Here is a 19,424-nt window from a genome sequence, read left to right on the forward strand (position 1 = left end):
ACGTGACGCGCGATCACACGCGGTGACCTCGACGGATCGCGCGGCACAATGATGGGATGGCCCGTGTGACCGCACGAGCCCGAGCGGAGCGAGGAACGATGGCCACGGTGAATCAGTCGGTGACCGCTGACCCGTCCGCGTCCGACCACGAGGTGCTCCTCGGCGAACTTGTCGAGGCGTTGCGCCGGGTGGGGCGCGGCGATCTGCGGGTGCGCCTGCCCCGGCGGGCGGGTCTGCCCGGCGAGGTCGCCGACGCCTTCAACGACGTGGTGTCGTTGCAGGAACGGCAGCACCTCGACCTGCGGCGGATCAGCCGGATCGTCGGCCGTGACGGCCGCCTCACCGAGCGCCTGGACGACGAGGGCCTGGACGGCTCGTGGGCGGAGGGGCAGCGGGCGGTCAACTCGCTCATCGACGACCTGGGCCGGCCGACCACCGAGATCGCCCGGGTCATCGTGGCGGTGGCCGACGGCGACCTGTCCCAGCACATGGCGCTGGAGATAGACGGCCGCCCGCTGCGCGGTGAGTACCTGCGCATCGGCCGGACCGTGAACACGATGGTGGACCAGCTCTCGTCGTTCGCCGACGAGGTGACGCGCGTGGCCCGCGAGGTGGGCACCGAGGGCAAGCTGGGCGGCCAGGCCGACGTACGCGGGGTGGCCGGCACCTGGAAGGACCTCACCGACTCGGTGAACACCATGGCGTCGAACCTCACCGGGCAGGTGCGGTCGATCTCCCAGGTGGCGACGGCCGTGGCGAAGGGCGACCTGTCGCAGAAGATCACGGTCGGGGCGCGCGGTGAGGTGGCCGAGCTGGCCGACACGATGAACTCGCTCACCGACACGCTGCGGCTGTTCGCCGAGCAGGTGACCCGGGTGGCCCGCGAGGTGGGCACCGAGGGCAAGCTGGGCGGCCAGGCCGAGGTGCCGGGCGTGGCCGGCACCTGGAAGGACCTGACCGACAACGTCAACTCGATGGCGTCGAACCTGACCGCGCAGGTGCGCAACATCGCCCAGGTGTCGACGGCGGTGGCGAAGGGTGACCTGTCGCAGAAGATCACGGTGGCCGCCCAGGGCGAGATCCTGGAGCTGAAGGACACCGTGAACACGATGGTGGACCAGCTGTCGTCGTTCGCCGACGAGGTGACCCGGGTGGCCCGTGAGGTGGGCATCGAGGGCAAGCTGGGCGGCCAGGCGCAGGTGCGCGGCGTCTCCGGCACCTGGCGCGACCTCACCGAGAACGTCAACCAGCTCGCCGGCAACCTGACCAGCCAGGTCCGCAACATCTCCCAGGTCTCCACCGCCGTCGCCAAGGGCGACCTGGGTCAGAAGATCACCGTGGACGCGCAGGGCGAGATCCTGGAGCTGAAGAACACCGTCAACACGATGGTGGACCAGCTGTCGTCGTTCGCCGACGAGGTGACCCGGGTGGCCCGTGAGGTGGGTACCGAGGGCAAGCTGGGAGGTCAGGCCCAGGTCAAGGGCGTCTCCGGTACGTGGCGGGATCTCACCGACAACGTGAACTCGATGGCGTCGAACCTGACCAGCCAGGTGCGGAACATCGCCTCGGTCACCACGGCGGTGGCGAAGGGTGACCTGTCGCAGAAGATCACAGTGGACGCCCGGGGCGAGATTCTGGAGCTGAAGTCCACTGTCAACACGATGGTGGACCAGCTGTCGTCGTTCGCCGACGAGGTCACGCGGGTGGCCCGTGAGGTGGGTACCGAGGGCAAGCTGGGTGGTCAGGCCCAGGTACGCGGCGTCGCCGGCACCTGGCGCGACCTGACCGACAACGTGAACTCGATGGCGTCGAACCTGACCGCGCAGGTGCGCAACATCGCCCAGGTGTCGACGGCCGTCGCCAAGGGTGACCTGTCGCAGAAGATCACCGTGGACGCGCAGGGCGAGATCCTGGAGCTGAAGTCCACTGTCAACACGATGGTGGACCAGCTCTCGTCGTTCGCCGACGAGGTCACGCGGGTGGCCCGTGAGGTGGGTACCGAGGGCAAGCTGGGTGGTCAGGCCCAGGTCAAGGGCGTCTCCGGTACGTGGCGGGACCTGACCGACAACGTGAACTCGATGGCGTCGAACCTGACCAGCCAGGTGCGGAACATCGCCTCGGTCACCACGGCGGTGGCGAACGGCGACCTGGGCCAGAAGATCACAGTGGACGCGCAGGGCGAGATTCTCGAGCTGAAGAACACCGTCAACACGATGGTCGACCAGCTCTCCTCGTTCGCCGACGAGGTCACACGGGTGGCCCGCGAGGTGGGTACCGAGGGCAAGCTGGGTGGTCAGGCCCAGGTCAAGGGCGTCTCCGGTACGTGGCGCGACCTCACCGAGAACGTCAACCAGCTCGCCTCCACCCTGACCACGCAGTTGCGCGCGATCGCGCAGGTCTCCACGTCGGTGACCCGCGGAGACCTGACCCAGCGGATCAACGTGAAGGCGCAGGGCGAGGTCGCCGAGCTGAAGGACAACATCAACCAGATGATCGTCACCCTCCGGGAGACGACGAAGAAGAACGCCGAGCAGGGCTGGCTGGACTCGAACCTGGCCCGGATCGGTGGCCTGCTCCAGGGCCAGCGCGACCTGGGCGAGGTCTGCCGCATGATCATGCAGGAGGTGACCCCGCTGGTGGACGCGCAGCTCGGCGCGTTCTTCCTGGCGGACAGCTCCGAGGGCAGCATGCGGCTGCGGCTCACCGCCTCCTACGGGTACGTGGCACGCGGCCACGACGTCACCTTCGGCCCGGGTGAGGGGCTGGTCGGGCAGGCCGCCCTGTCCCGCCGGACGATCCGGGTCAAGGCGCAGCCGGACGGGCGCCTCGTCGTACGGTCCGGGCTGGCCGACACGCCCCCGGCCGACCTGGTGGTGCTGCCGGTCCAGTTCGAGGGCGAGCTGCTCGGCGTGATCGAGTTCGCCGGCGTGGCCACGTTCTCCGAGCTGCACCTGGCGTTCCTGGAGCGGCTGGTGCTCACCATCGGCGTCGCGGTGAACACCATCCAGGCCAACCGGCGTACGGAGGAACTGCTGGCGCAGTCGCAGCGGCTGGCGCACGAGATGCAGGACCAGTCGGCCGAGTTGCAGCGCACCAATGCCGAGCTGGAGGACAAGGCGAAGCTGCTGTCCGAGCAGAAGGCCAACATCGAGACGCAGAACCGGGAGATCGAGCTGGCCCGCCTCGGCCTGGAGGAGAAGGCGCAGCAGCTCACCCGGGCGTCGGCGTACAAGTCGGAGTTCCTCGCCAACATGAGCCACGAGCTGCGGACGCCGCTGAACTCGCTGCTCCTGCTGGCCCGGCTGCTGGCCGAGAACCCGGAGCGCAACCTCAGCGCGAAGCAGATCGAGTTCGCCCGGACCATCCACGGCGCCGGGTCGGACCTGCTGTCGCTGATCGACGACATCCTCGACCTGTCCAAGATCGAGGCGGGCCGGATGGACGTGGAGCCCACCGAGATCCAGTTCGCCGAGATCCGCGGCTACGTCGAGCAGGCGTTCGCGCCGCAGGCCGAGGAGAAGGGCCTGGACTTCCAGGTCCGGGTGAGCCGCGATCTGCCGCCCGCGCTGGTCACCGACGCTCAGCGGTTGCAGCAGATCCTGCGCAACCTGCTGTCGAACGCGGTGAAGTTCACCGACAACGGTGCGGTGACGCTGCGGATCGGCCCGGCGGCCGAGAACGCCGTCTTCGACGTGCCGGCGCTGACGAACGCGCAGCGGGTGATCGCGTTCACCGTGATAGACACCGGCATCGGGATCTCCGACGACAAGCTGTCGCTGATCTTCGAGGCGTTCCAGCAGGCGGACGGCACCACCAGCCGCCGCTACGGCGGCACCGGGCTGGGCCTGTCCATCAGCCGTGACCTGGCCCGCCTGCTCGGCGGCACGATCACCGTCTCGTCCGCGCCCGGGCAGGGTTCGACGTTCACTCTCTTCGTACCCGATGTGCTGGCGCCGGACGCGGTGGTGGCGCCGGCGCCACCGTCGCCGAGCCGCGCGGGCCTGCCGTCGTCGCTGCTCATGCCGATGGAGTTGCCGCAGCCGCAGGAGACGCCCGCGACCCGGCGCCTGGACGGCGTGACCGTATTGATCATCGACGACGACGTGCGGAACGTGTTCGCGCTGACGTCCGCGTTGGAACTGCACGGGATGACCGTGTTGTACTCGGACAACGGGGCGGACGGTGTCCGCCAGCTCGCCGAGCACCCGGAGGTGGACATCGTCCTGATGGACGCCATGATGCCGGACCAGGACGGGTACGAGACGACAGCGCAGATCCGCCGCAACCACCGGTTCGCGGACCTGCCGATCGTCTTCCTGACCGCGAAGGCGATGCCCGGCGACCGGGAGTCGGCGCTCGGCGCCGGCGGCAGCGACTACATCACCAAGCCGGTGGACCTGGACGAGCTGATCGAACTGATGGCGTCCTGGATCGGCCGGAGTCGAGGCGAGGAGAACGCGTGACGCAGACGGCCAAGGCCCTGCTGGTGGACGACCGGCGGGAGAACCTGATGGCGCTGGAGGCGATCCTCCAGGGTCTCCCGGTGCAGTCGGTCGCGGTGGAGAGCGGCGAGGCGGCGCTCAAGCAGCTCCTGGTGGACGACTTCGCGGTGATCCTGCTGGACGCCCAGATGCCGGACATGGACGGGTTCGAGACCGCCACCCACATCAAGCGGCGCGAGCGCACCCGGCACGTACCGATCATCTTCCTGACCGCCGCGGACAAGGACGCGCAGCTCGCGCTGCGCGGCTACGCGGCCGGCGCGGTCGACTACCTGACCAAGCCGTTCGACCCGTGGGTGCTGCGCGCCAAGGTGACGGTCTTCGTCGACCTGTGGGTGAAGACGCGGCAGCTCGCCGCCCAGTCGGACCTGGTGCGGGAACGGGACCTGCAGTGGCGGCACCTGACCGACGCGGTCGACGAGGCGACGGCGCTGCTGCGCGCCGACGACGACCCGTCCACCCGGGAACGCGCGGTGGAGCTGCTGGAGCAGGCGCGCTGGGGCAACACCCGCTGACGGTTCAGCCGCCGGCCGGGCCGCCGTGCCCGGTCGCGGCCCGCCGGGCCCGCCAGCGGTCGCCGAGCGATTCCAGTTCCTCCTGTACGAAGAGGAAGAAGTCCCGCATCTCGGCCACCCGCTCACCGGCCGGCGTGCTGCGGCCGTGCAGTGCGTCGACCCCGCCGGCGGCGATGTCGATGAAGTTCTTGTAGAGCGTGGTCTTGGTGATGGTCGCCTCGTACCACGGGTTGTCGGGCATCCGGTAGCGGTCACTCCGCGAGCCCTTGACCGGCTCGCGGATCAGCATGGCGAACTGGGTCAGGTAGCGCACCGCGCCGCTCACCGCCGCCGCGCTGACGCCGAGCCGGCCGGCGATCTCGCCCGCGGTGAGCGGGTCGTCGGCGCTCATCACCGTGAACAGGACCCGGGCGGCCATCCGGGGGAACCCCACCTCGGCGAAGGCCATCGCCATCCGCTCGACGAAGAGGTGGACCTCTTCCTCGTCGTGCTGGGGCGGCACGTTCATGGTCGGCTCCTCGACACTCACCCCGTGACCCTACAGTCTTCACAAGTTTGTGAAACGAGCGTAGCTTCTGAAGTATGGAAACGGCAATCGATGTGTCCGGCCTGGTGAAGACCTTCGGCCGCACCCGGGCCCTCGACGGGCTCGACCTGACCGTTCGCACCGGAGAGGTGCACGGCTTCCTGGGCCCGAACGGCTCCGGCAAGTCGACCACCATCCGGGTGCTGCTCGGCCTGCTGCGGGCGGACGCGGGGGCCGTCCGGCTGCTGGGCGGCGACCCGTGGCGGGACGCGGTGGCGCTGCACCGGCGTCTCGCGTACGTGCCCGGCGACGTCACGCTCTGGCCCCACCTCAGTGGCGGCGAGGTGATCGACCTGCTCGGCCGGCTGCGCGGCGGGCTCGACCCGAGACGCCGCGCCGAACTGCTGGAGTCGTTCGAGCTGGACCCGCGCAAGAAGGGCCGCACCTACTCCAAGGGCAACCGGCAGAAGGTCGGCCTGGTCGCCGCGCTCGCCTCCGACGTCGAGCTGCTCATCCTCGACGAGCCGACCTCCGGGCTCGACCCGCTAATGGAGGAGGTCTTCCAGCACTGGGTCCGCCGGGCCCGGCAGGACGGGCGCACGGTGCTGCTCTCCAGCCACATCCTGGCCGAGGTGGAGGCGCTCTGCGACCGGGTGACGATCATCCGGGCCGGCCGGACCGTCGAGACCGGCACGCTCGGCGACCTGCGCCACCTGCACCGCACCGCTATCGACGCCGAGGTCACCGCGCCGCTGGACGGCCTGGCCGAGCTGCCGGGAGTGCACGACCTGCGGGTGGACGGGCAGCGGGTCCGCTTCGACGTGGACACCGCGTCGCTCGACGCCGCGCTGCGCCGGCTCACCGAGCTGGGGGTACGCAGCCTGGTCAGCACGCCGCCCACGCTCGAGGAACTGTTCCTGCGGCACTACGAGACGGCGTCCTCTTCCGAAGCGGCGTCCTCCTCCGACGTGGCGCGCCCCGAGACGGCGGACCGGTCATGAGTGCGCTCACCGGCACGCGTCACCTGGTCCGGCTGATCCTGCGCCGGGACCGCCTCCTGCTGCCGCTGTGGGTGCTCGTGCTCGCGGTGCTGCCGATGACGTACGCGGCCAGCTACTTCGAGCTGTTCCCGACCGCAGCCGAGCGGGCCGCGTACCTGGAGGGCACCGCCCGCAACCCGTCGATCGTCGCGCTGCTCGGCCCGGCGTACGGCGACAGCATCGGCGGGCTGACCGCCCAGCGCAGCGGCTTCCTGCTGCTCATCGTCGCGCTGGCGAGCCTGCTCACGGTCATCCGGCACACCCGCACCGAGGAGGAGGCAGGGCGGCGGGAACTGCTCGGCGGCAGCGTGCTCGGGCGGCACTCCGGGCTGACCGCCGCGCTGCTCGTCACGTACGCCGCAGACCTGGTGCTCGGGCTGCTCACCGCCGCCGGGCTCGTCTCGACCGGGCTGCCGGTCGGCGGCTCGGTCGCGTACGGGCTGGTCACCGTGCTGACCGGTGCTGTCTTCGCCACGCTCGGCGGGCTGGCCGCCCAGCTCACCGAGACCGCGGGCGGGGCGCGGGGCGTCGGCCTCGCCGGTCTCGGCGCCGCGTTCGGGCTGCGCCTGGCCGGGGACACCGCCGGCAACGACTGGCCGAGCTGGCTGTCCCCGCTGGGCTGGGCAGCCCGCGTCCGGCCGTACGAGGGGGAGCGGTGGTGGGTGCTGCTGCTGCCGCTGGCCGCAACGGTGCTGCTCGCCGCGCTCGCGTACCCGATCTCGGTCCGCCGTGACCTGGGCGCGGGCGTGCTGCCGCCCCGGCTCGGCCCGGCCGGCGCGGGCGGCGCGTTGTCCGGGCCCTTCGGGCTGGCCTGGCGGCTGCACCGGGGGCAGATCCTCTGGTGGTCGGTCGGGTTCGGCCTGCTCGGGCTGATCCTCGGTGGCGCCGCGGAGGCGGCCGGCCGGTCCGTCGAGGGGAGTCCGCGGATGGAGGAGATCGTGGCCCGGCTCGGCGGGGCGTCCGGGATGGCCGATGCGTACCTGGGGGTCACGCTGAGCCTGGCCGGGCTCGCCGCCGCCGGGTACGGCATCCAGGCCGCGCTGCGGATGCGCGCCGAGGAGGCCGCCGGGCACGCCGAACCGGTGCTCGCCACCGGTACCCGGCGCTCGACCTGGCTGCTGTCGCACGTGACGTTCGCGCTGCTCGGCCCGGTGGTGGTGCTCGCGGTGACCGGGTTGGCGACCGGCCTGACGTACGGGCTGAGCACCGGTGACGTTCCCCGCCAGCTGGGCCGGATGCTCGCCGCCGGGCTGGCTCAGGTGCCGGCGGCATGGGTGCTGGCCGGGCTCGCCGTGCTGCTCTACGGCCTGCTGCCCCGGCTCGCGTCCGCCGCGTGGGTGGTGCTGGCGGTCTGCGTGCTGCTCGGACAGCTCGGCGCGGTGCTGGAGCTGGACCAGTGGCTGCTGGACGTGTCCCCGTTCACCCACACTCCCCAGGTGCTGCGCGCCACGTGGACCGCAACCCCGCTCTACGTCCTCACGGCCCTGGCGGTGACCCTGGCCACAGCCGGCCTGCTGACGTTCCGCCGCCGCGACGTCCCCGTCCTCTAGCGCCGTTGATCTTGCACTTGTGGCCCCGGCAAAAGGTGTGAATCACCCTCGCCGAGGGCCGCAAGTGCAAGATCGCGGGGGAGGGCCTACGGGGTGGCCTCGTTGCGGATCATCAGGGCGCTGCGGAGGCCGGTGATGTCCAGTACGCGGATCAGGAAGTCGCCGACGTTGGTGAGCATCAGCAGGCACTGGGCGTGACTGGCCTTGCGGCTGAGCACCACGAGCGTGCCGAGGCCCTGCGAGTCGCAGAACGTGACCCCGGCCAGGTCGAGCACGATGCGCGGGGGCGGATCCGCCAGCACCTCGTTGACCACCGTCGAGAGCTGGGCGGCCGTGAGCATGTCGATCTCACCGGCCAGGCGAAGCACTGCTTCGTCACCCGTCCGGTGTACGGTGATGGACAGTTCGGCACGATCCACCCGGTCAGCCTATCGCGATCTCGACCAACGGGCCTGTCGAGCGGATCGCCGTCGGCCCGTCGCCCCGCTCAGGCGGGTGAGCCTGGTAACCCCCGTCGCGGGGTGCCTGCCAGGCAGCACTCCGGCGCTGACACAATGGCCCCATCGTGACCGAGACCTTTTCCGCCGGATCCGGCCGTTACCCGGCCGACGCCCCGGCCTCCGAGGCCCTGTTCGACCGCGCCAAGGCCGTCGTGCCCGGCGGGGTCAACTCTCCCGTGCGCGCGTTCCGTGCCGTCGGCGGCACCCCGCGCTTCATGGTCCGGGGGGAGGGTCCGTGGCTCTTCGACGCAGACGGTCGTCGCTACGTCGACCTGGTCTGCTCCTGGGGCCCGCTGATCCTCGGCCACGCGCACCCGGCGGTGGTGGAGGCGCTGCGCGAGGCGGCGCCGCTCGGCACCAGCTTCGGCACGCCGACGCCGGGTGAGGTCGACCTGGCCGAGGAGATCATCGCGCGGACGCCGGTGGAGCAGGTGCGCCTGGTCAACTCCGGCACCGAGGCGACCATGTCGGCGATCCGGCTGGCCCGCGGCTTCACCGGCCGCGCCAAGATCATCAAGTTCTCCGGCTGCTACCACGGCCACTCGGACGCGTTGCTCGCCGCCGCCGGCTCCGGCGTGGCCACGTTCGGCCTGCCCGACTCGCCCGGCGTGACCGGGGCGGCAGCGGGCGACACCATCGTGCTGCCGTACAACGACCTGCGCGCGGTCGAGGAGGCGTTCGCCGCCGAGGGCCAGCACATCGCCGCGATCATCACCGAGGCCGCGGCCGGCAACATGGGCGTGATCGCGCCCCGCGACGGCTTCAACTCCCAGCTGGCCCGGATCGCCCACGCGAACGGTGCGCTGCTCATCGTCGACGAGGTGATGACCGGATTCCGGGTGTCCCGCGCCGGATGGCACGGCCTCGACCCTTCGGACGCGGACCTGTGGACGTACGGGAAGGTCATGGGTGGCGGCCTGCCCGCCGCGGCGTTCGGCGGGCGCGCGGAGATCATGGCGAAGCTCGCCCCGGCCGGCCCGGTCTACCAGGCCGGCACGCTCTCCGGTAACCCGCTGGCCTGCGCGGCCGGGCTCGCCACGCTGCGGCTGGCCGACGACGCGCTCTACCGGCGGCTCGACGAGACCGCCGCCGCGCTCGGCAAGCTCACCACCGAGGCGCTGTCCGCGGCCGGCGTGCCGCACCGCCTCTCCACCGCGGGCAACATGTTCTCGGTCTTCTTCACCGACGCGGACGTGCACGACTACGACAGCGCCCGCACCCAGGTGGTGCCGGCGTTCAAGGCGTTCTTCCACGCGATGCTCGCCGGCGGCGTCTACCTGCCGCCGAGCGCGTTCGAGTCGTGGTTCGTCTCGACCGCGATCGACGACGCCGCGTGGGAGCAGATCGCCGCCGCCCTGCCGGTGGCGGCGCGGGCGGCAGCGGCGGCGGGAAGCGGGGGATAACAATGGCGGAGACCGTGGTGCACGTGCTGCGGCACGGTGAGGTGCACAACCCGGACGGCATCCTCTACGGCCGCCTGCCCGGGTTCCGCCTCTCCGAGCTGGGCGTGCAGATGGCCAAGGCGGCGGCGCAGGCGCTCGCCGACCGGACCGTCGTGCACGTGGTGGCCAGCCCGCTGGAGCGCGCCCAGCAGACCGCCGAGCCGATCGCGGCGCAGTTCGGCCTCTCCGTCGGCGTCGACGAGCGCCTGATCGAGAGCGCGAACTGGTTCGAGGGCAAGAAGGTCTCGCCCGGTGACGGTTCGTTCCGCGACCCGCGTAACTGGTGGGTGCTGCGCGACCCGGTGACCCCGTCGTGGGGCGAGGCGTACCGGGCCATCGCCGAGCGTATGTTCGCCGCGCTGCACGCCGCCCGGGTCGCCGCCGAGGGGCGGGAGGCGGTGCTCGTGTCGCACCAGCTCCCGATCTGGACGCTGCGCCGGCACGTCGAGCGCAAGCGCCTCTGGCACGACCCGCGCCGCCGCCAGTGCGGCCTGGCCAGCCTCACCTCGTTCCACTTCGACGGCGCCAAGATCGTCGGCATCGGGTACTCCGAGCCGGCCGCCCACCTCGTGTCGATCTCGCCGACCGCCCGGACGGCCAAGGGGGCCTGATGCTCACCCGGAGGCTCGCCGCCGCCCTGCTCGCCGCCGTCACCGCCGGTACGGCGCTGGTCGGCTGCTCCTCCGGCAGCCAGGAGAGCCGGTGCGCGGCCGACGGCTCGACCGTCACCTGCGCCCCCGACCAGCGCTCCAAGACGCCGAAGGTGAGCGGTGAGCTGCTCACCGGCGGCAGCTACGACATCTCCCGCGACCGCGGCCAGGTCGTCGTGGTCAACTTCTGGGGCTCCTGGTGCGCGCCCTGCCGCGCCGAGGCGGACGACCTGGAGGCCACGTACCAGGCCACAAAGGGCTCCGGCGTGACGTTCCTCGGCATCAACGTGCAGGACAGCAAGGACAAGGCGATCGCCTTCGAGGAGGGCCGGGTCACGTACCCGAGCATCTTCGACCCGGCCAGCCGGCAGGCGTTGAACTTCGACATCCCGCCGAACACCACCCCGGCCACCGTCGTGCTCGACCGCGAGGGCCGGATCGCCGTGGTGATCCGCCGGGCCGTCACCCGTGACGAACTGCGGCCGATCGTCGAGGACATCGCGGCCGAGTCGCCGCCGCCGAACGGCGCCCGCTGATGGGCGAGACGTTCCGGCAGCTCGCCGAGTCCGGCCCGCTGCTGCTCGCGGTCGGCGCGGCGGCGCTGGCCGGCCTGGTCAGTTTCCTGTCGCCGTGCGTGCTCCCGCTGATGCCCGGCTACCTGTCGTACGTGACGGGTCTGGCCGGCTCCGACCTGGAGGGCCGCCGCCCGGGCGCGCCGCAGCCACCGGACCCACCGTCGACCGGGGGCGGCGTCGCGGTGGCGGAACGGACGCAGGCCCGGACCACCGCCGCCGTCAAGGGCCGGGTGCTCGCCGGCACGCTGCTGTTCATCGCGGGCTTCACCGTCGTGTTCGTCGCTACCGCGATCCTCTTCTCCGGCGTCGGCAAGCTCTTCTTCCGGTACGAGCGCACGCTGGAGATCGTCATCGGCGCGCTCGTGGTGGTGCTCGGCCTCGGCTACCTCGGGGTGATCCCCGGCATGCAGCGGGAGTTCCGCATCCGCTGGCTGCCCTCCGCCGGGCTGCTCGGCGCACCGGTGCTCGGCGCGGTCTTCGCGCTCAGCTGGCTGCCCTGCACCGGCCCGACGCTCGGAGCGGTGCTCGGCATGGCGGCCACCGAGGGCGGGACCGACCGGGCCGTGGTGCTCGCCGTGGCGTACTGCCTCGGGTTGGGGATACCGTTCGTCGTCTTCGGGCTGGGCTTCCAGCGCCTGCTCGGGGTCTTCCGCGCCGTCCGGCGCAACAGCCGCTGGGTCACCCGGATCGGTGGCGCGCTGCTGATCGCTATCGGCCTGGCGCTGATCACCGGTGGCTGGGTGAACGTGGTGATCTGGTTGCAGACGAACGTGGGCGTGGGCGAGGTGAGCATCTGATGACGACCGTCGACGACAGGCCGTCGACCCCACCCGCGCAGGCGCCCCGGCGGCGGGTCAACCCGGTGCTGGCCCTGCTGCGCAACTCGTGGCGGCAGCTCACCAGCATGCGTACGGCGCTGATCCTGCTGTTCCTGCTCGCCATCGCGGCCATCCCCGGCTCGGTGCTGCCCCAGCGCGGCGTCAACCCGGAACGCGTCAACCAGTGGTTCGTCGACCACCCCGACCTCGCGCCCCGGCTGAACCAGATCGGCGCGTTCGAGGTCTTCGGCTCGGTCTGGTTCTCCGCGATCTACCTGCTGCTGTTCACCTCGCTGATCGGCTGCATCCTGCCCCGCGCCCGCGACCACGTCCGCGCGCTGCGGATGAGGCCACCGGCCGCGCCGAGACGGTTCGACCGGCTGCCGCAGCACGCGGTGCTGGAGGCCCCGGCCGCCGCCGATCCCGAGGCGATCGCGGCGGTGCTGCGCCGCCGCCGGTGGCGGGTCACCGTGCGCGGCAACGAGGTCTCCGCCGAGAAGGGCTACCTCAAGGAGACCGGCAACCTGCTCTTCCACGTGTCGCTGGTCGCCGTCCTGCTCGGGGTGGCGCTCGGTTCCTGGTACGGATGGCACGGCAACCGCATCCTGGTGGCCGGCGAGGACAACGCGTTCTGCAACACCCGCCAGCAGTACGCCGAGGCGTCGCTCGGCCCGCGCGTGGACAGCTCCGACCTGCCGCCGTTCTGCCTGACGCTGGAGAAGTTCGAGGCCGACTACCTGCCGTCCGGGCTGGCGTCCCGCTACTGGGCCACGGTGACAGTGGACGAGCCGGGCGGCACGGAACGGACCGCCGGGTTCTCGGTCAACTCGCCGCTGCGGCTCGGCTCGGCGAACGTCTACCTGCTCGGCAACGGCTACGCGCCGCTGCTGAAGTACACCGACAAGTACGGCCGCAGCCAGACCAGCGAGGCGCCGTTCCTGCGCACCGGCGACTCCAACGCGACCGAGGAGGGCGTGGCGATCTTCCCGGACGCCAACGTCGACCCGAAGACCGGCGCGCGTGCCCCGGACCAGCAGATCGCCTTCGACGGGCTCTACCTGCCGACCGCGCCGGAGAGCGCGCCGTACGTCTCGTCGCAGTACCCGGCCGAGCGGAACCCGGCGGTGAACCTGACCGCGTACCGGGGCAACCTCGGGCTGGACGCGGGCATCCCCGGCTCGGTGTACGCGCTGGACCGGCGGCAGATCGACGACGGCAAGCTCAAGGAGATCGGCACCAAGCTGCTGCGGCCGGGGGAGAAGTGGACCCTCGACGACGGCAGCACGCTGGAGTTCGTCGGCACCAAGCCGTACATCACGCTCGCGGTCCGGCACGCGCCCGGGCAGGCGTTGCTGCTGGTGGCGAGCGGCACGCTGCTGCTGGGCCTGATGGGCTCGCTGTTCGCCCGGCGGCGCCGGGTCTGGTTCCGGGTTTCGCCCCCCGAGGGTGGATCTCCGACGAGCGGTAGTAGTTTGGTGGAGGCCGGTGGGCTGCCGCGCACCGAACACCCTGGGTTCGCCGACGAGTTCGCGCAGCTCGTCGCCGCGGTGAGCGGTGACGCGCCGGACGTACGGCGGGCGCGAGAAGGAGACGACTGATGTCCGCACTCTCCGACCAGCTGGTCGCGTTCGCGATCCTGGCGTACCTGATCGCGATGATCAGCCACGCCGTGGAGTTCGCGCTGGGCAACGCGCGGAAGGTGCCCGCGGCCGCGCCGGCGCGGGAGCTGGTCGGCGCGGGCGTCGGCGGCGCCGGCGGCACGATCGACGAGCCGGCCGTCGCGGCGACGCCGCCGCGCCCGGACCGCACCGGCGCGCGGGCCGTGCTCGCCGGCCGGATCGCCGCCTGGCTCACCGTGCTGGCTGCCGCCGTGCACCTGGGCGCCGTGGTCACCCGGGGCCTCGCCGCCGACCGGATGCCCTGGGGCAACATGTACGAGTTCGTGCTGACCGGCACCTGGATCGGGGTGGCGGCCTGGCTCGTGGTGCTCTGGAAGCAGCCGTGGCTGCGCCGGCTCGGGCTGTTCCTGACGCTGGTCATGGTGCTGCTGCTGGCGTTCGCCGAGCTGAAGCTCTACGTGCCGATCGAGCCGCTGATGCCGGCGCTTCAGTCGTGGTGGTTCATCATCCACGTCTCGACGATCATCTTCGCCTCGGGCATCTTCCTGCTGGGCGTGGTGCCCGCCGCCGCGTACCTGATGCGGTCCGGCTGGGAGCAGGGGCGGCGCAGCTTCCCGTACACCCTGGCCCGCCGCCTCCCGGAGGCGGCCGGGCTGGAGCGGCTGACCTTCATGCTGCACGCCTTCTCGTTCCCGATCTTCACCTTCGCGGTGATCGCTGGGGCGATCTGGGCCGAGGCGGCCTGGGGTCGCGCCTGGGGCTGGGACCCCAAGGAGACCTGGGCGTTCATCTCCTGGGTGGTGTACGCGGGCTACCTGCACGCCCGGGCCACGCCGAGCGTGAAGCGCAACGTGGCGACCTGGATCTCCATCGTGGGCTTCCTGACCGTGATGATGAACCTGTTCGGCGTGAACTTCTTCTTCACCGGTCTGCACTCGTACGCCGGGGTGTAGTGCCGCTCAGCACCTCGTCCACCCGGCGCGTGACCTGGTAGGCCACCTCCGGCAGGTCGGCCAGTTCGAGGCGGTCCGCCCGCAGCGCGAACTGGGCGTGCAGCTCGCGGGCCACCGCGTCGCGGATCTCGGCCTGGAGCGGGCTGAGGCCGTCGGGGTCACCCACCACGTATGCGTCGTCCATCCGTCGATGATGAACCGCCGACGGCGAAGCTGTCAGTGACGCAGAATGTAGGACTTCACTTCTTAGAACTGTAGTTATAAGAAGTGTGGTGTAGGTATGCCGCTGCTCGGAAAGCCCGCGGAGATCTTCGACCGGGACGTCGAGTGGGCCGAACTGGCCCGGTTCGTGGCCGACGACCGGCCCGGCGCGACGCTCGGGGTGGTCAGCGGCCGCCGGAGGCAGGGCAAGACCCTGCTGCTGTACCAACTGGCGCAGGCGAGCGGCGGCTTCTACTTCGGCGCGACCGAGGCGACGTCGACGGAATCGCTGCGCCGGTTGGGTGAGGCGCTGGACGCGTACTCCGGGTCACCAGGCCCCGTCCACCTGCCGGACTGGGGTGCTGCGGCTACATCGGGCGGAAGGCCACCGACCTCCAGCACCCGCTGACCGTGCTGGAGGACGCCGGACTGCTGGTGCGTGAGCCCGACCCGCTGCGCAGCGGTCGCAGCAGCTACCGGATCACCGAACCGCTGATCACCTTCTACCAGGCAGTGATGCGCCCGGCGTGGACGGCTCTGGAGCAGCGGCACGGAGCCGACGTCTGGCGTCGTTCACAGCGCCGCTACGCAAGCGCGGTTCTCGGGCCCCGGTTCGAGGAGATCGTGCGGCAGTGGTCGCTGCGCTTCGCCGAACCCGAGCTCCTCGGCGGGCACGTCGCCGAGGTGAGCGCGGCGACGCTGACCGACCCGGACACCCGGACGCGTCACGAACTCGACCTGGTCGCGGTGGGCGAGCCGCCACCGGGCGACGGCCCCCGCCCTCTGCTGGCGATCGGTGAGGTCAAGTGGGGTCGCCGGCTGGGCCGGGCCGACCTCCAGCGGCTGGAACGGATCCGGGCCCTGCTGGTGCGGCAGCGACCCGGCTTCGACGCGGGCGGAGCGCGGCTGCTGCTGGCGGGCGGCCACGGCTTCGAGGACGACCTCGTCGACGCCGCGGCCGGTCGGGCGGATGTGGTCCTGGTCGACCCGGCACTTCTCTACGGGCGCTGAGCGGGCGCCTCACGCGCCGAACCAGCCGGGTACGTCGAGGCGGAACACGTCGGCGGGGACCATCCGGCGCAGGTCGTCCTCGATGGCGGCGACCCGGTCCGCGCCGAGCGTGGCCGCCCAGCGGTCGCGTAACTCGTCGAAGATCACAGCCGAGCGGTGCAGCCCGTCGCGGCCCTTCGCTGTCATCCGGACCAGCTTGCGGCGGGCGTCGGCGGGGTCGTCCACGCGTTCCAGGTAGCCGAGCGCGACCAGCCGGTCCACCGTCTTGCCCGCGGCCTGCTTGGAGACGCCGAGGCGTTGCCCGAGGTCGGAGGCGGTAGTGCCGGCCGGGCCGACGGCCTGGAGGACGAAGCCGTGTGCCGGGCGCAGCTCGGGGTGCCCCTGGCGGGCCAGTTCGGCGTGCAGGTCGTCGACGAGCGTGCGGAAACCGGCGAGCAGGAGCAGCGGCAGCGCGAAGCCGGGGCGGTCAGGCGTTGCCATGTTCGTCAACCACGTTTACTATTTCGTCAACCACGTTGACTATCTTACGAGAGGGGCCCTGTCATGTCCCGCTTCACCGCGTACGAGCCGGACACCGCGCCCGCCGCCGCCCGCCCGGTCATGGCCGGAGTACGTCGCTCGCTGGGGCACCTACCGGCCGCCGTGAGCCTGATGGCCGGCTCGCCCGAACTGCTGAAGGGCTTCCTCGCCGCCAACGCCGCGTTCGAGGCCACCGACCTGGACCCGGCCGCCCGGGAGGTGGTCGTGCTGACCGTCGCCACCCGCAACGGCTGCCACCTCTGCGTGGCCATGCACACCGCGACGCTGGTCCGGCACGGCGCCACGCCCGAGCTGATCGAGGCGCTGCGGACCGGCGCGACGCTGCCCGACCCCCGGCTGGAGGCGCTGCGTCGGTTCACCGTCGCCGTGCTCGACCACCGGGGCGCGGTCCCCGACGCCGATCTGGACGCGCTGCTCGCCTCCGGATGGCAGCGCCGGCACGCGCTGGACGTGGTGCTCGGCGTCGGCACGTACACGATCTCCACGTTCGCCAACCGGCTCACCGAGGCGCCGCTCGACGAGCCGCTGGCCGCGTACGCCTGGCAGCCCGCCCCCTGTTGACCGGGGGCGCGCCCGGCCCGAGGAAGCGAGTGCGGGAGGATGGGGGCATGGCGGCTCGCTTCCCGTACACCGATCTGAAGGACTTCCTCGCGGCGCTGGAGCGTGCGGGCGAGCTGCGGCGGGTGAGCGCGCCGGTCGACCCCACGCTGGAGATCAGCGAGATCGTCACCCGTACCGTCCGGGCCGGCGGGCCCGCGCTGCTGTTCGAGCGCCCCACCCGGGGCGAGATGCCGGTGGCGATCAACCTGTTCGGCACCGAGAAGCGGATGGCGATGGCGCTCGGGGTGGAGCACCTCGACGAGATCGGCGAGCGGATCGGCGACATGCTCAAGCCGGAACTGCCGCAGGGCTTCTCCGGGATGATGGGCGGCCTGGGCAAGGTCATGCAGCTCAAGTCGATGCCGCCGAAGAAGGTCAAGACCGCCCCCTGCCAGCAGGTGGTCTACCGGGGCGACGACGTCGACCTGAACCGGCTGCCCGGGTTGCAGGTGTGGCCCGGCGACGGCGGGATCTTCCACAACTTCGGGCTGACCCACACCAAGCACCCGGAGACCGGCAAGCGCAACCTCGGGCTCTACCGGCTCCAGCAGCACTCGCACAACACCATCGGCATGCACTGGCAGATCCACAAGAACTCGACCGCCCACCACGCGGTCGCCGAGCGGCTCGGCCAGCGGCTGCCGGTGGCGATCGCGATCGGCGCGGACCCGGTGGTGGCGTACTCGGCCAGCGCGCCGCTGCCCGCCGACATCGACGAGTACCTGTTCGCCGGGTTCCTCGCCGGTGAGCGGGTCGAGATGGTGGACTGCCTGACCGTCCCGTTGCAGGTTCCGGCGCACGCGCAGATCGTGCTGGAGGGCTACATCGAGCCGGGCGAGCGCCTGCCCGAGGGGCCGTTCGGCGACCACACCGGCTTCTACACGCCGGTCGAGCCGTTCCCGGTCATGCACATCGAGTGCATGACCATGCAGCGCGACCCGGTCTACCACTCGATCGTCACGTCCCAGCCGCCGCAGGAGGACCACGGCCTGGGTAAGGCCACCGAGCGGATCTTCGCGCCGTTGCTGCGCTTCCTGATCCCGGACATCGTCGACTACGACCTGCCCGCCGCCGGTGTCTTCCACAACTGCGCGATCGTGTCGATCCGCAAGCGCTACCCGAAGCACGCGCAGAAGGTCATGAACGCGATCTGGGGCGCGCACATGATGTCGCTGACCAAGCTGATCGTGATCGTGGACGAGGACTGCGACGTGCACGACTACAACGAGGTCGCGTTCCGCGCCTTCGGCAACGTCGACTACGCCCGCGACCTGATGGTCACCGAGGGGCCGGTGGACCACCTCGACCATGCGTCGTACCAGCAGTTCTGGGGTGGCAAGGCGGGCATCGACGCGACCCGCAAACTGCCCGAGGAGGGCTACAGCCGGGGCTGGCCGGAGGAGATGCGCATGTCGCCCGAGGTGGTCTCGCTCGTCGACAAGCGCTGGAAGGAATACGGGATCCGATGACGGCGGCAGTACAGGAACGACCCGGCCGGGTCTCGTCCTTCCTCAAGCTCGTCGCCATCGAGCACTCGGTCTTCGCGCTTCCGTTCGCGTACCTGTCGGCGCTGACCGCCATGCAGCTCAACGGCGGGCGGGTGCGCTGGGGAGACCTGCTGCTGATCACCGTGGCGATGGTCGGCGCGCGGACGTTCGCGATGGCCGCGAACCGCATCCTGGACCGGCGCATCGACGCGCGGAACCCGCGTACGGCGAACCGGGAACTGGTCACCGGCGCGGTGAGCGTGCGGACGGCCTGGACCGGCGCGGCGGTCGCGCTCGTGGTGTTCCTGGCCGCAGCCGCCCTGCTCAACCCGCTCTGCCTGGTGCTCGCGCCGCTCGCCGTGGTGCCGCTCGTGGTCTACCCGTACGGCAAGCGGTTCACCAACTGGCCGCACGCCATCCTCGGGGTGGCGCAGGCGGTCGGCCCGGTCGGCGCCTGGCTGGCGGTCACCGGCACGCTCGACGGCTCCGGCCCGGCCTGGCTGCTCGGCGCCGCCGTCGGCCTGTGGATCGGCGGCTTCGACCTGATCTACGCCTGCCAGGACTCGGAGATCGACCGGGAGATCGGCGTGCACAGCGTCCCCGCCCGGTACGGCCGGCGCTTCGCGCTGCACGCCTCCACCGTCGCGCACGTGGTGACGTTCGCGCTGTTCATCTGGTTCGGCGCCTGGGTCGGCTTCGGCTGGCTGTGGTGGATCGGGCTGGCGCTCACCGCTGTCGCCTTCGCCTACCAGCACATGGTGGTCAGCCCCACCGACCTGAGCAAGGTCAACCGGGCGTTCTTCACCGCGAACGGCTTCGTCGGCATCGCGTTGTTCCTCCTCGCGCTGCTCGACCTGGTGATCCGGCTCGGCCTGCGGCCGTAACGGCGACGCCG

The 19,424-nt window shown here is 71.4% G+C and carries 19 protein-coding genes; 15 read left to right on the top strand and 4 right to left on the bottom strand.

Annotated elements, in window-relative coordinates; translation table 11 throughout:
* Positions 1–98: 98 nt before the first annotated feature.
* Together O7546_RS30425 and O7546_RS30430 are read left to right on the top strand one after the other, a co-directional pair.
* The gene (locus O7546_RS30425) at positions 99–4,463 is read left to right on the top strand and encodes a HAMP domain-containing protein (RefSeq protein ID WP_194802085.1); all 4,365 of its coding nucleotides are present in this window, start codon (positions 99–101) and stop codon (positions 4,461–4,463) included.
* Entirely contained in the window at positions 4,460–5,017 is a 558-nt protein-coding gene (locus O7546_RS30430; protein WP_013283536.1) for a response regulator, read from the top strand. Before O7546_RS30425 ends, O7546_RS30430 begins: the two co-directional genes overlap by 4 nt.
* Before the next feature lie 4 nt (positions 5,018–5,021).
* Here O7546_RS30430 and O7546_RS30435 read toward each other — a convergent pair whose 3' ends face one another.
* Positions 5,022–5,546 carry a MarR family transcriptional regulator gene (locus O7546_RS30435; RefSeq protein WP_269697991.1) on the bottom strand — a complete coding sequence of 175 codons (525 nt, stop codon included), beginning with the start codon at positions 5,544–5,546 and terminating at the stop codon, positions 5,022–5,024.
* A gap of 53 nt (positions 5,547–5,599) precedes the next feature.
* Here O7546_RS30435 and O7546_RS30440 point away from each other — a divergent pair, with 53 nt between their 5' ends.
* Positions 5,600–6,544: an ABC transporter ATP-binding protein gene (locus O7546_RS30440; protein ID WP_194802084.1), complete on the top strand. Its 945-nt coding sequence runs from the start codon at positions 5,600–5,602 to the stop codon at positions 6,542–6,544.
* Entirely contained in the window at positions 6,541–8,133 is a 1,593-nt protein-coding gene (locus O7546_RS30445) for an ABC transporter permease (RefSeq protein WP_269697992.1), read from the top strand. The genes O7546_RS30440 and O7546_RS30445 overlap by 4 nt, the downstream gene beginning before the upstream one ends.
* Before the next feature lie 86 nt (positions 8,134–8,219).
* On the opposite strand, the gene O7546_RS30450 is transcribed toward O7546_RS30445, so the two are convergent.
* Positions 8,220–8,552, bottom strand: a complete 333-nt coding sequence (locus tag O7546_RS30450) for an STAS domain-containing protein (protein ID WP_135242846.1) — start codon at positions 8,550–8,552, stop codon at positions 8,220–8,222.
* Between the two features lie 146 nt (positions 8,553–8,698).
* On the opposite strand from O7546_RS30450, the gene hemL reads away from it, so the two are divergent.
* Genes hemL through ccsB form a run of 6 tightly spaced genes read left to right on the top strand, consistent with a single transcriptional unit; the run spans position 8,699 to position 14,690 of the window.
* A complete protein-coding gene (gene hemL / locus O7546_RS30455; protein ID WP_194802081.1) occupies positions 8,699–10,036 on the top strand; it encodes a glutamate-1-semialdehyde 2,1-aminomutase in 1,338 nt (445 codons plus the stop codon).
* A 2-nt stretch (positions 10,037–10,038) separates the two neighbouring features.
* Entirely contained in the window at positions 10,039–10,686 is a 648-nt protein-coding gene (locus O7546_RS30460; protein WP_013283542.1) for a histidine phosphatase family protein, read from the top strand.
* Positions 10,686–11,261, top strand: coding sequence for a TlpA disulfide reductase family protein (locus O7546_RS30465; protein ID WP_091330408.1), 576 nt, complete (start codon positions 10,686–10,688; stop codon positions 11,259–11,261). The genes O7546_RS30460 and O7546_RS30465 overlap by 1 nt, the downstream gene beginning before the upstream one ends.
* Positions 11,261–12,097, top strand: coding sequence for a cytochrome c biogenesis protein CcdA (locus O7546_RS30470; RefSeq protein ID WP_194802080.1), 837 nt, complete (start codon positions 11,261–11,263; stop codon positions 12,095–12,097). The genes O7546_RS30465 and O7546_RS30470 overlap by 1 nt, the downstream gene beginning before the upstream one ends.
* A complete protein-coding gene (locus O7546_RS30475) occupies positions 12,097–13,716 on the top strand; it encodes a cytochrome c biogenesis protein ResB (RefSeq protein ID WP_281600324.1) in 1,620 nt (539 codons plus the stop codon). Before O7546_RS30470 ends, O7546_RS30475 begins: the two co-directional genes overlap by 1 nt.
* Positions 13,716–14,690, top strand: a complete 975-nt coding sequence (gene ccsB, locus O7546_RS30480; RefSeq protein ID WP_013283546.1) for a c-type cytochrome biogenesis protein CcsB — start codon at positions 13,716–13,718, stop codon at positions 14,688–14,690. The genes O7546_RS30475 and ccsB overlap by 1 nt, the downstream gene beginning before the upstream one ends.
* On the opposite strand, the gene O7546_RS30485 is transcribed toward ccsB, so the two are convergent.
* Positions 14,659–14,874 carry a hypothetical protein gene (locus tag O7546_RS30485; protein WP_030500721.1) on the bottom strand — a complete coding sequence of 72 codons (216 nt, stop codon included), beginning with the start codon at positions 14,872–14,874 and terminating at the stop codon, positions 14,659–14,661. The two genes, ccsB and O7546_RS30485, sit on opposite strands and share 32 nt — an antisense overlap.
* A 96-nt stretch (positions 14,875–14,970) precedes the next feature.
* On the opposite strand from O7546_RS30485, the gene O7546_RS30490 reads away from it, so the two are divergent.
* Both O7546_RS30490 and O7546_RS30495 read left to right on the top strand, forming a co-directional pair.
* Positions 14,971–15,300, top strand: a complete 330-nt coding sequence (locus O7546_RS30490) for a hypothetical protein (protein WP_281600325.1) — start codon at positions 14,971–14,973, stop codon at positions 15,298–15,300.
* A 2-nt stretch (positions 15,301–15,302) separates the two neighbouring features.
* Positions 15,303–15,902 (top strand): hypothetical protein, encoded by a 600-nt coding sequence (locus O7546_RS30495; RefSeq protein ID WP_281600326.1) that lies wholly within the window; start codon positions 15,303–15,305, stop codon positions 15,900–15,902.
* Between the two features lie 9 nt (positions 15,903–15,911).
* On the opposite strand, the gene O7546_RS30500 is transcribed toward O7546_RS30495, so the two are convergent.
* Positions 15,912–16,382, bottom strand: a complete 471-nt coding sequence (locus tag O7546_RS30500) for a MarR family winged helix-turn-helix transcriptional regulator (protein WP_194802078.1) — start codon at positions 16,380–16,382, stop codon at positions 15,912–15,914.
* Positions 16,383–16,445: 63 nt separating this feature from the next.
* On the opposite strand from O7546_RS30500, the gene O7546_RS30505 reads away from it, so the two are divergent.
* Genes O7546_RS30505 through mqnP form a run of 3 tightly spaced genes read left to right on the top strand, consistent with a single transcriptional unit; the run spans position 16,446 to position 19,413 of the window.
* Complete coding sequence (locus tag O7546_RS30505; RefSeq protein WP_194802077.1) at positions 16,446–17,003, top strand: carboxymuconolactone decarboxylase family protein; 558 nt, start codon at positions 16,446–16,448, stop codon at positions 17,001–17,003.
* Between the two features lie 47 nt (positions 17,004–17,050).
* The gene (locus tag O7546_RS30510; protein WP_194802076.1) at positions 17,051–18,511 is read left to right on the top strand and encodes a menaquinone biosynthesis decarboxylase; all 1,461 of its coding nucleotides are present in this window, start codon (positions 17,051–17,053) and stop codon (positions 18,509–18,511) included.
* On the top strand, positions 18,508–19,413 hold the full coding sequence (gene mqnP / locus O7546_RS30515) for a menaquinone biosynthesis prenyltransferase MqnP (protein ID WP_281600327.1): 906 nt from the start codon (positions 18,508–18,510) through the stop codon (positions 19,411–19,413). Before O7546_RS30510 ends, mqnP begins: the two co-directional genes overlap by 4 nt.
* Positions 19,414–19,424 lie beyond the last annotated feature (11 nt).

The organism is Micromonospora sp. WMMA1976, assembly GCF_027497335.1.
In the GTDB taxonomy this organism is placed as follows: Bacteria; Actinomycetota; Actinomycetes; order Mycobacteriales; family Micromonosporaceae; genus Micromonospora; species Micromonospora aurantiaca.

Coding starts and splice junctions, on each gene's coding strand:
- O7546_RS30425 (WP_194802085.1), top strand. CDS start 99: ATGGCCACGGTGAATCAGTCGGTGACCGCTGACCCGTCCGCGTCCGAC.
- O7546_RS30440 (WP_194802084.1), top strand. CDS start 5,600: ATGGAAACGGCAATCGATGTGTCCGGCCTGGTGAAGACCTTCGGCCGC.
- O7546_RS30445 (WP_269697992.1), top strand. CDS start 6,541: ATGAGTGCGCTCACCGGCACGCGTCACCTGGTCCGGCTGATCCTGCGC.
- O7546_RS30460 (WP_013283542.1), top strand. CDS start 10,039: ATGGCGGAGACCGTGGTGCACGTGCTGCGGCACGGTGAGGTGCACAAC.
- O7546_RS30465 (WP_091330408.1), top strand. CDS start 10,686: ATGCTCACCCGGAGGCTCGCCGCCGCCCTGCTCGCCGCCGTCACCGCC.
- O7546_RS30470 (WP_194802080.1), top strand. CDS start 11,261: ATGGGCGAGACGTTCCGGCAGCTCGCCGAGTCCGGCCCGCTGCTGCTC.
- O7546_RS30475 (WP_281600324.1), top strand. CDS start 12,097: ATGACGACCGTCGACGACAGGCCGTCGACCCCACCCGCGCAGGCGCCC.
- ccsB (WP_013283546.1), top strand. CDS start 13,716: ATGTCCGCACTCTCCGACCAGCTGGTCGCGTTCGCGATCCTGGCGTAC.
- O7546_RS30485 (WP_030500721.1), bottom strand. CDS start 14,874: ATGGACGACGCATACGTGGTGGGTGACCCCGACGGCCTCAGCCCGCTC.
- O7546_RS30490 (WP_281600325.1), top strand. CDS start 14,971: ATGCCGCTGCTCGGAAAGCCCGCGGAGATCTTCGACCGGGACGTCGAG.
- O7546_RS30500 (WP_194802078.1), bottom strand. CDS start 16,382: ATGGCAACGCCTGACCGCCCCGGCTTCGCGCTGCCGCTGCTCCTGCTC.
- O7546_RS30505 (WP_194802077.1), top strand. CDS start 16,446: ATGTCCCGCTTCACCGCGTACGAGCCGGACACCGCGCCCGCCGCCGCC.
- O7546_RS30510 (WP_194802076.1), top strand. CDS start 17,051: ATGGCGGCTCGCTTCCCGTACACCGATCTGAAGGACTTCCTCGCGGCG.
- mqnP (WP_281600327.1), top strand. CDS start 18,508: ATGACGGCGGCAGTACAGGAACGACCCGGCCGGGTCTCGTCCTTCCTC.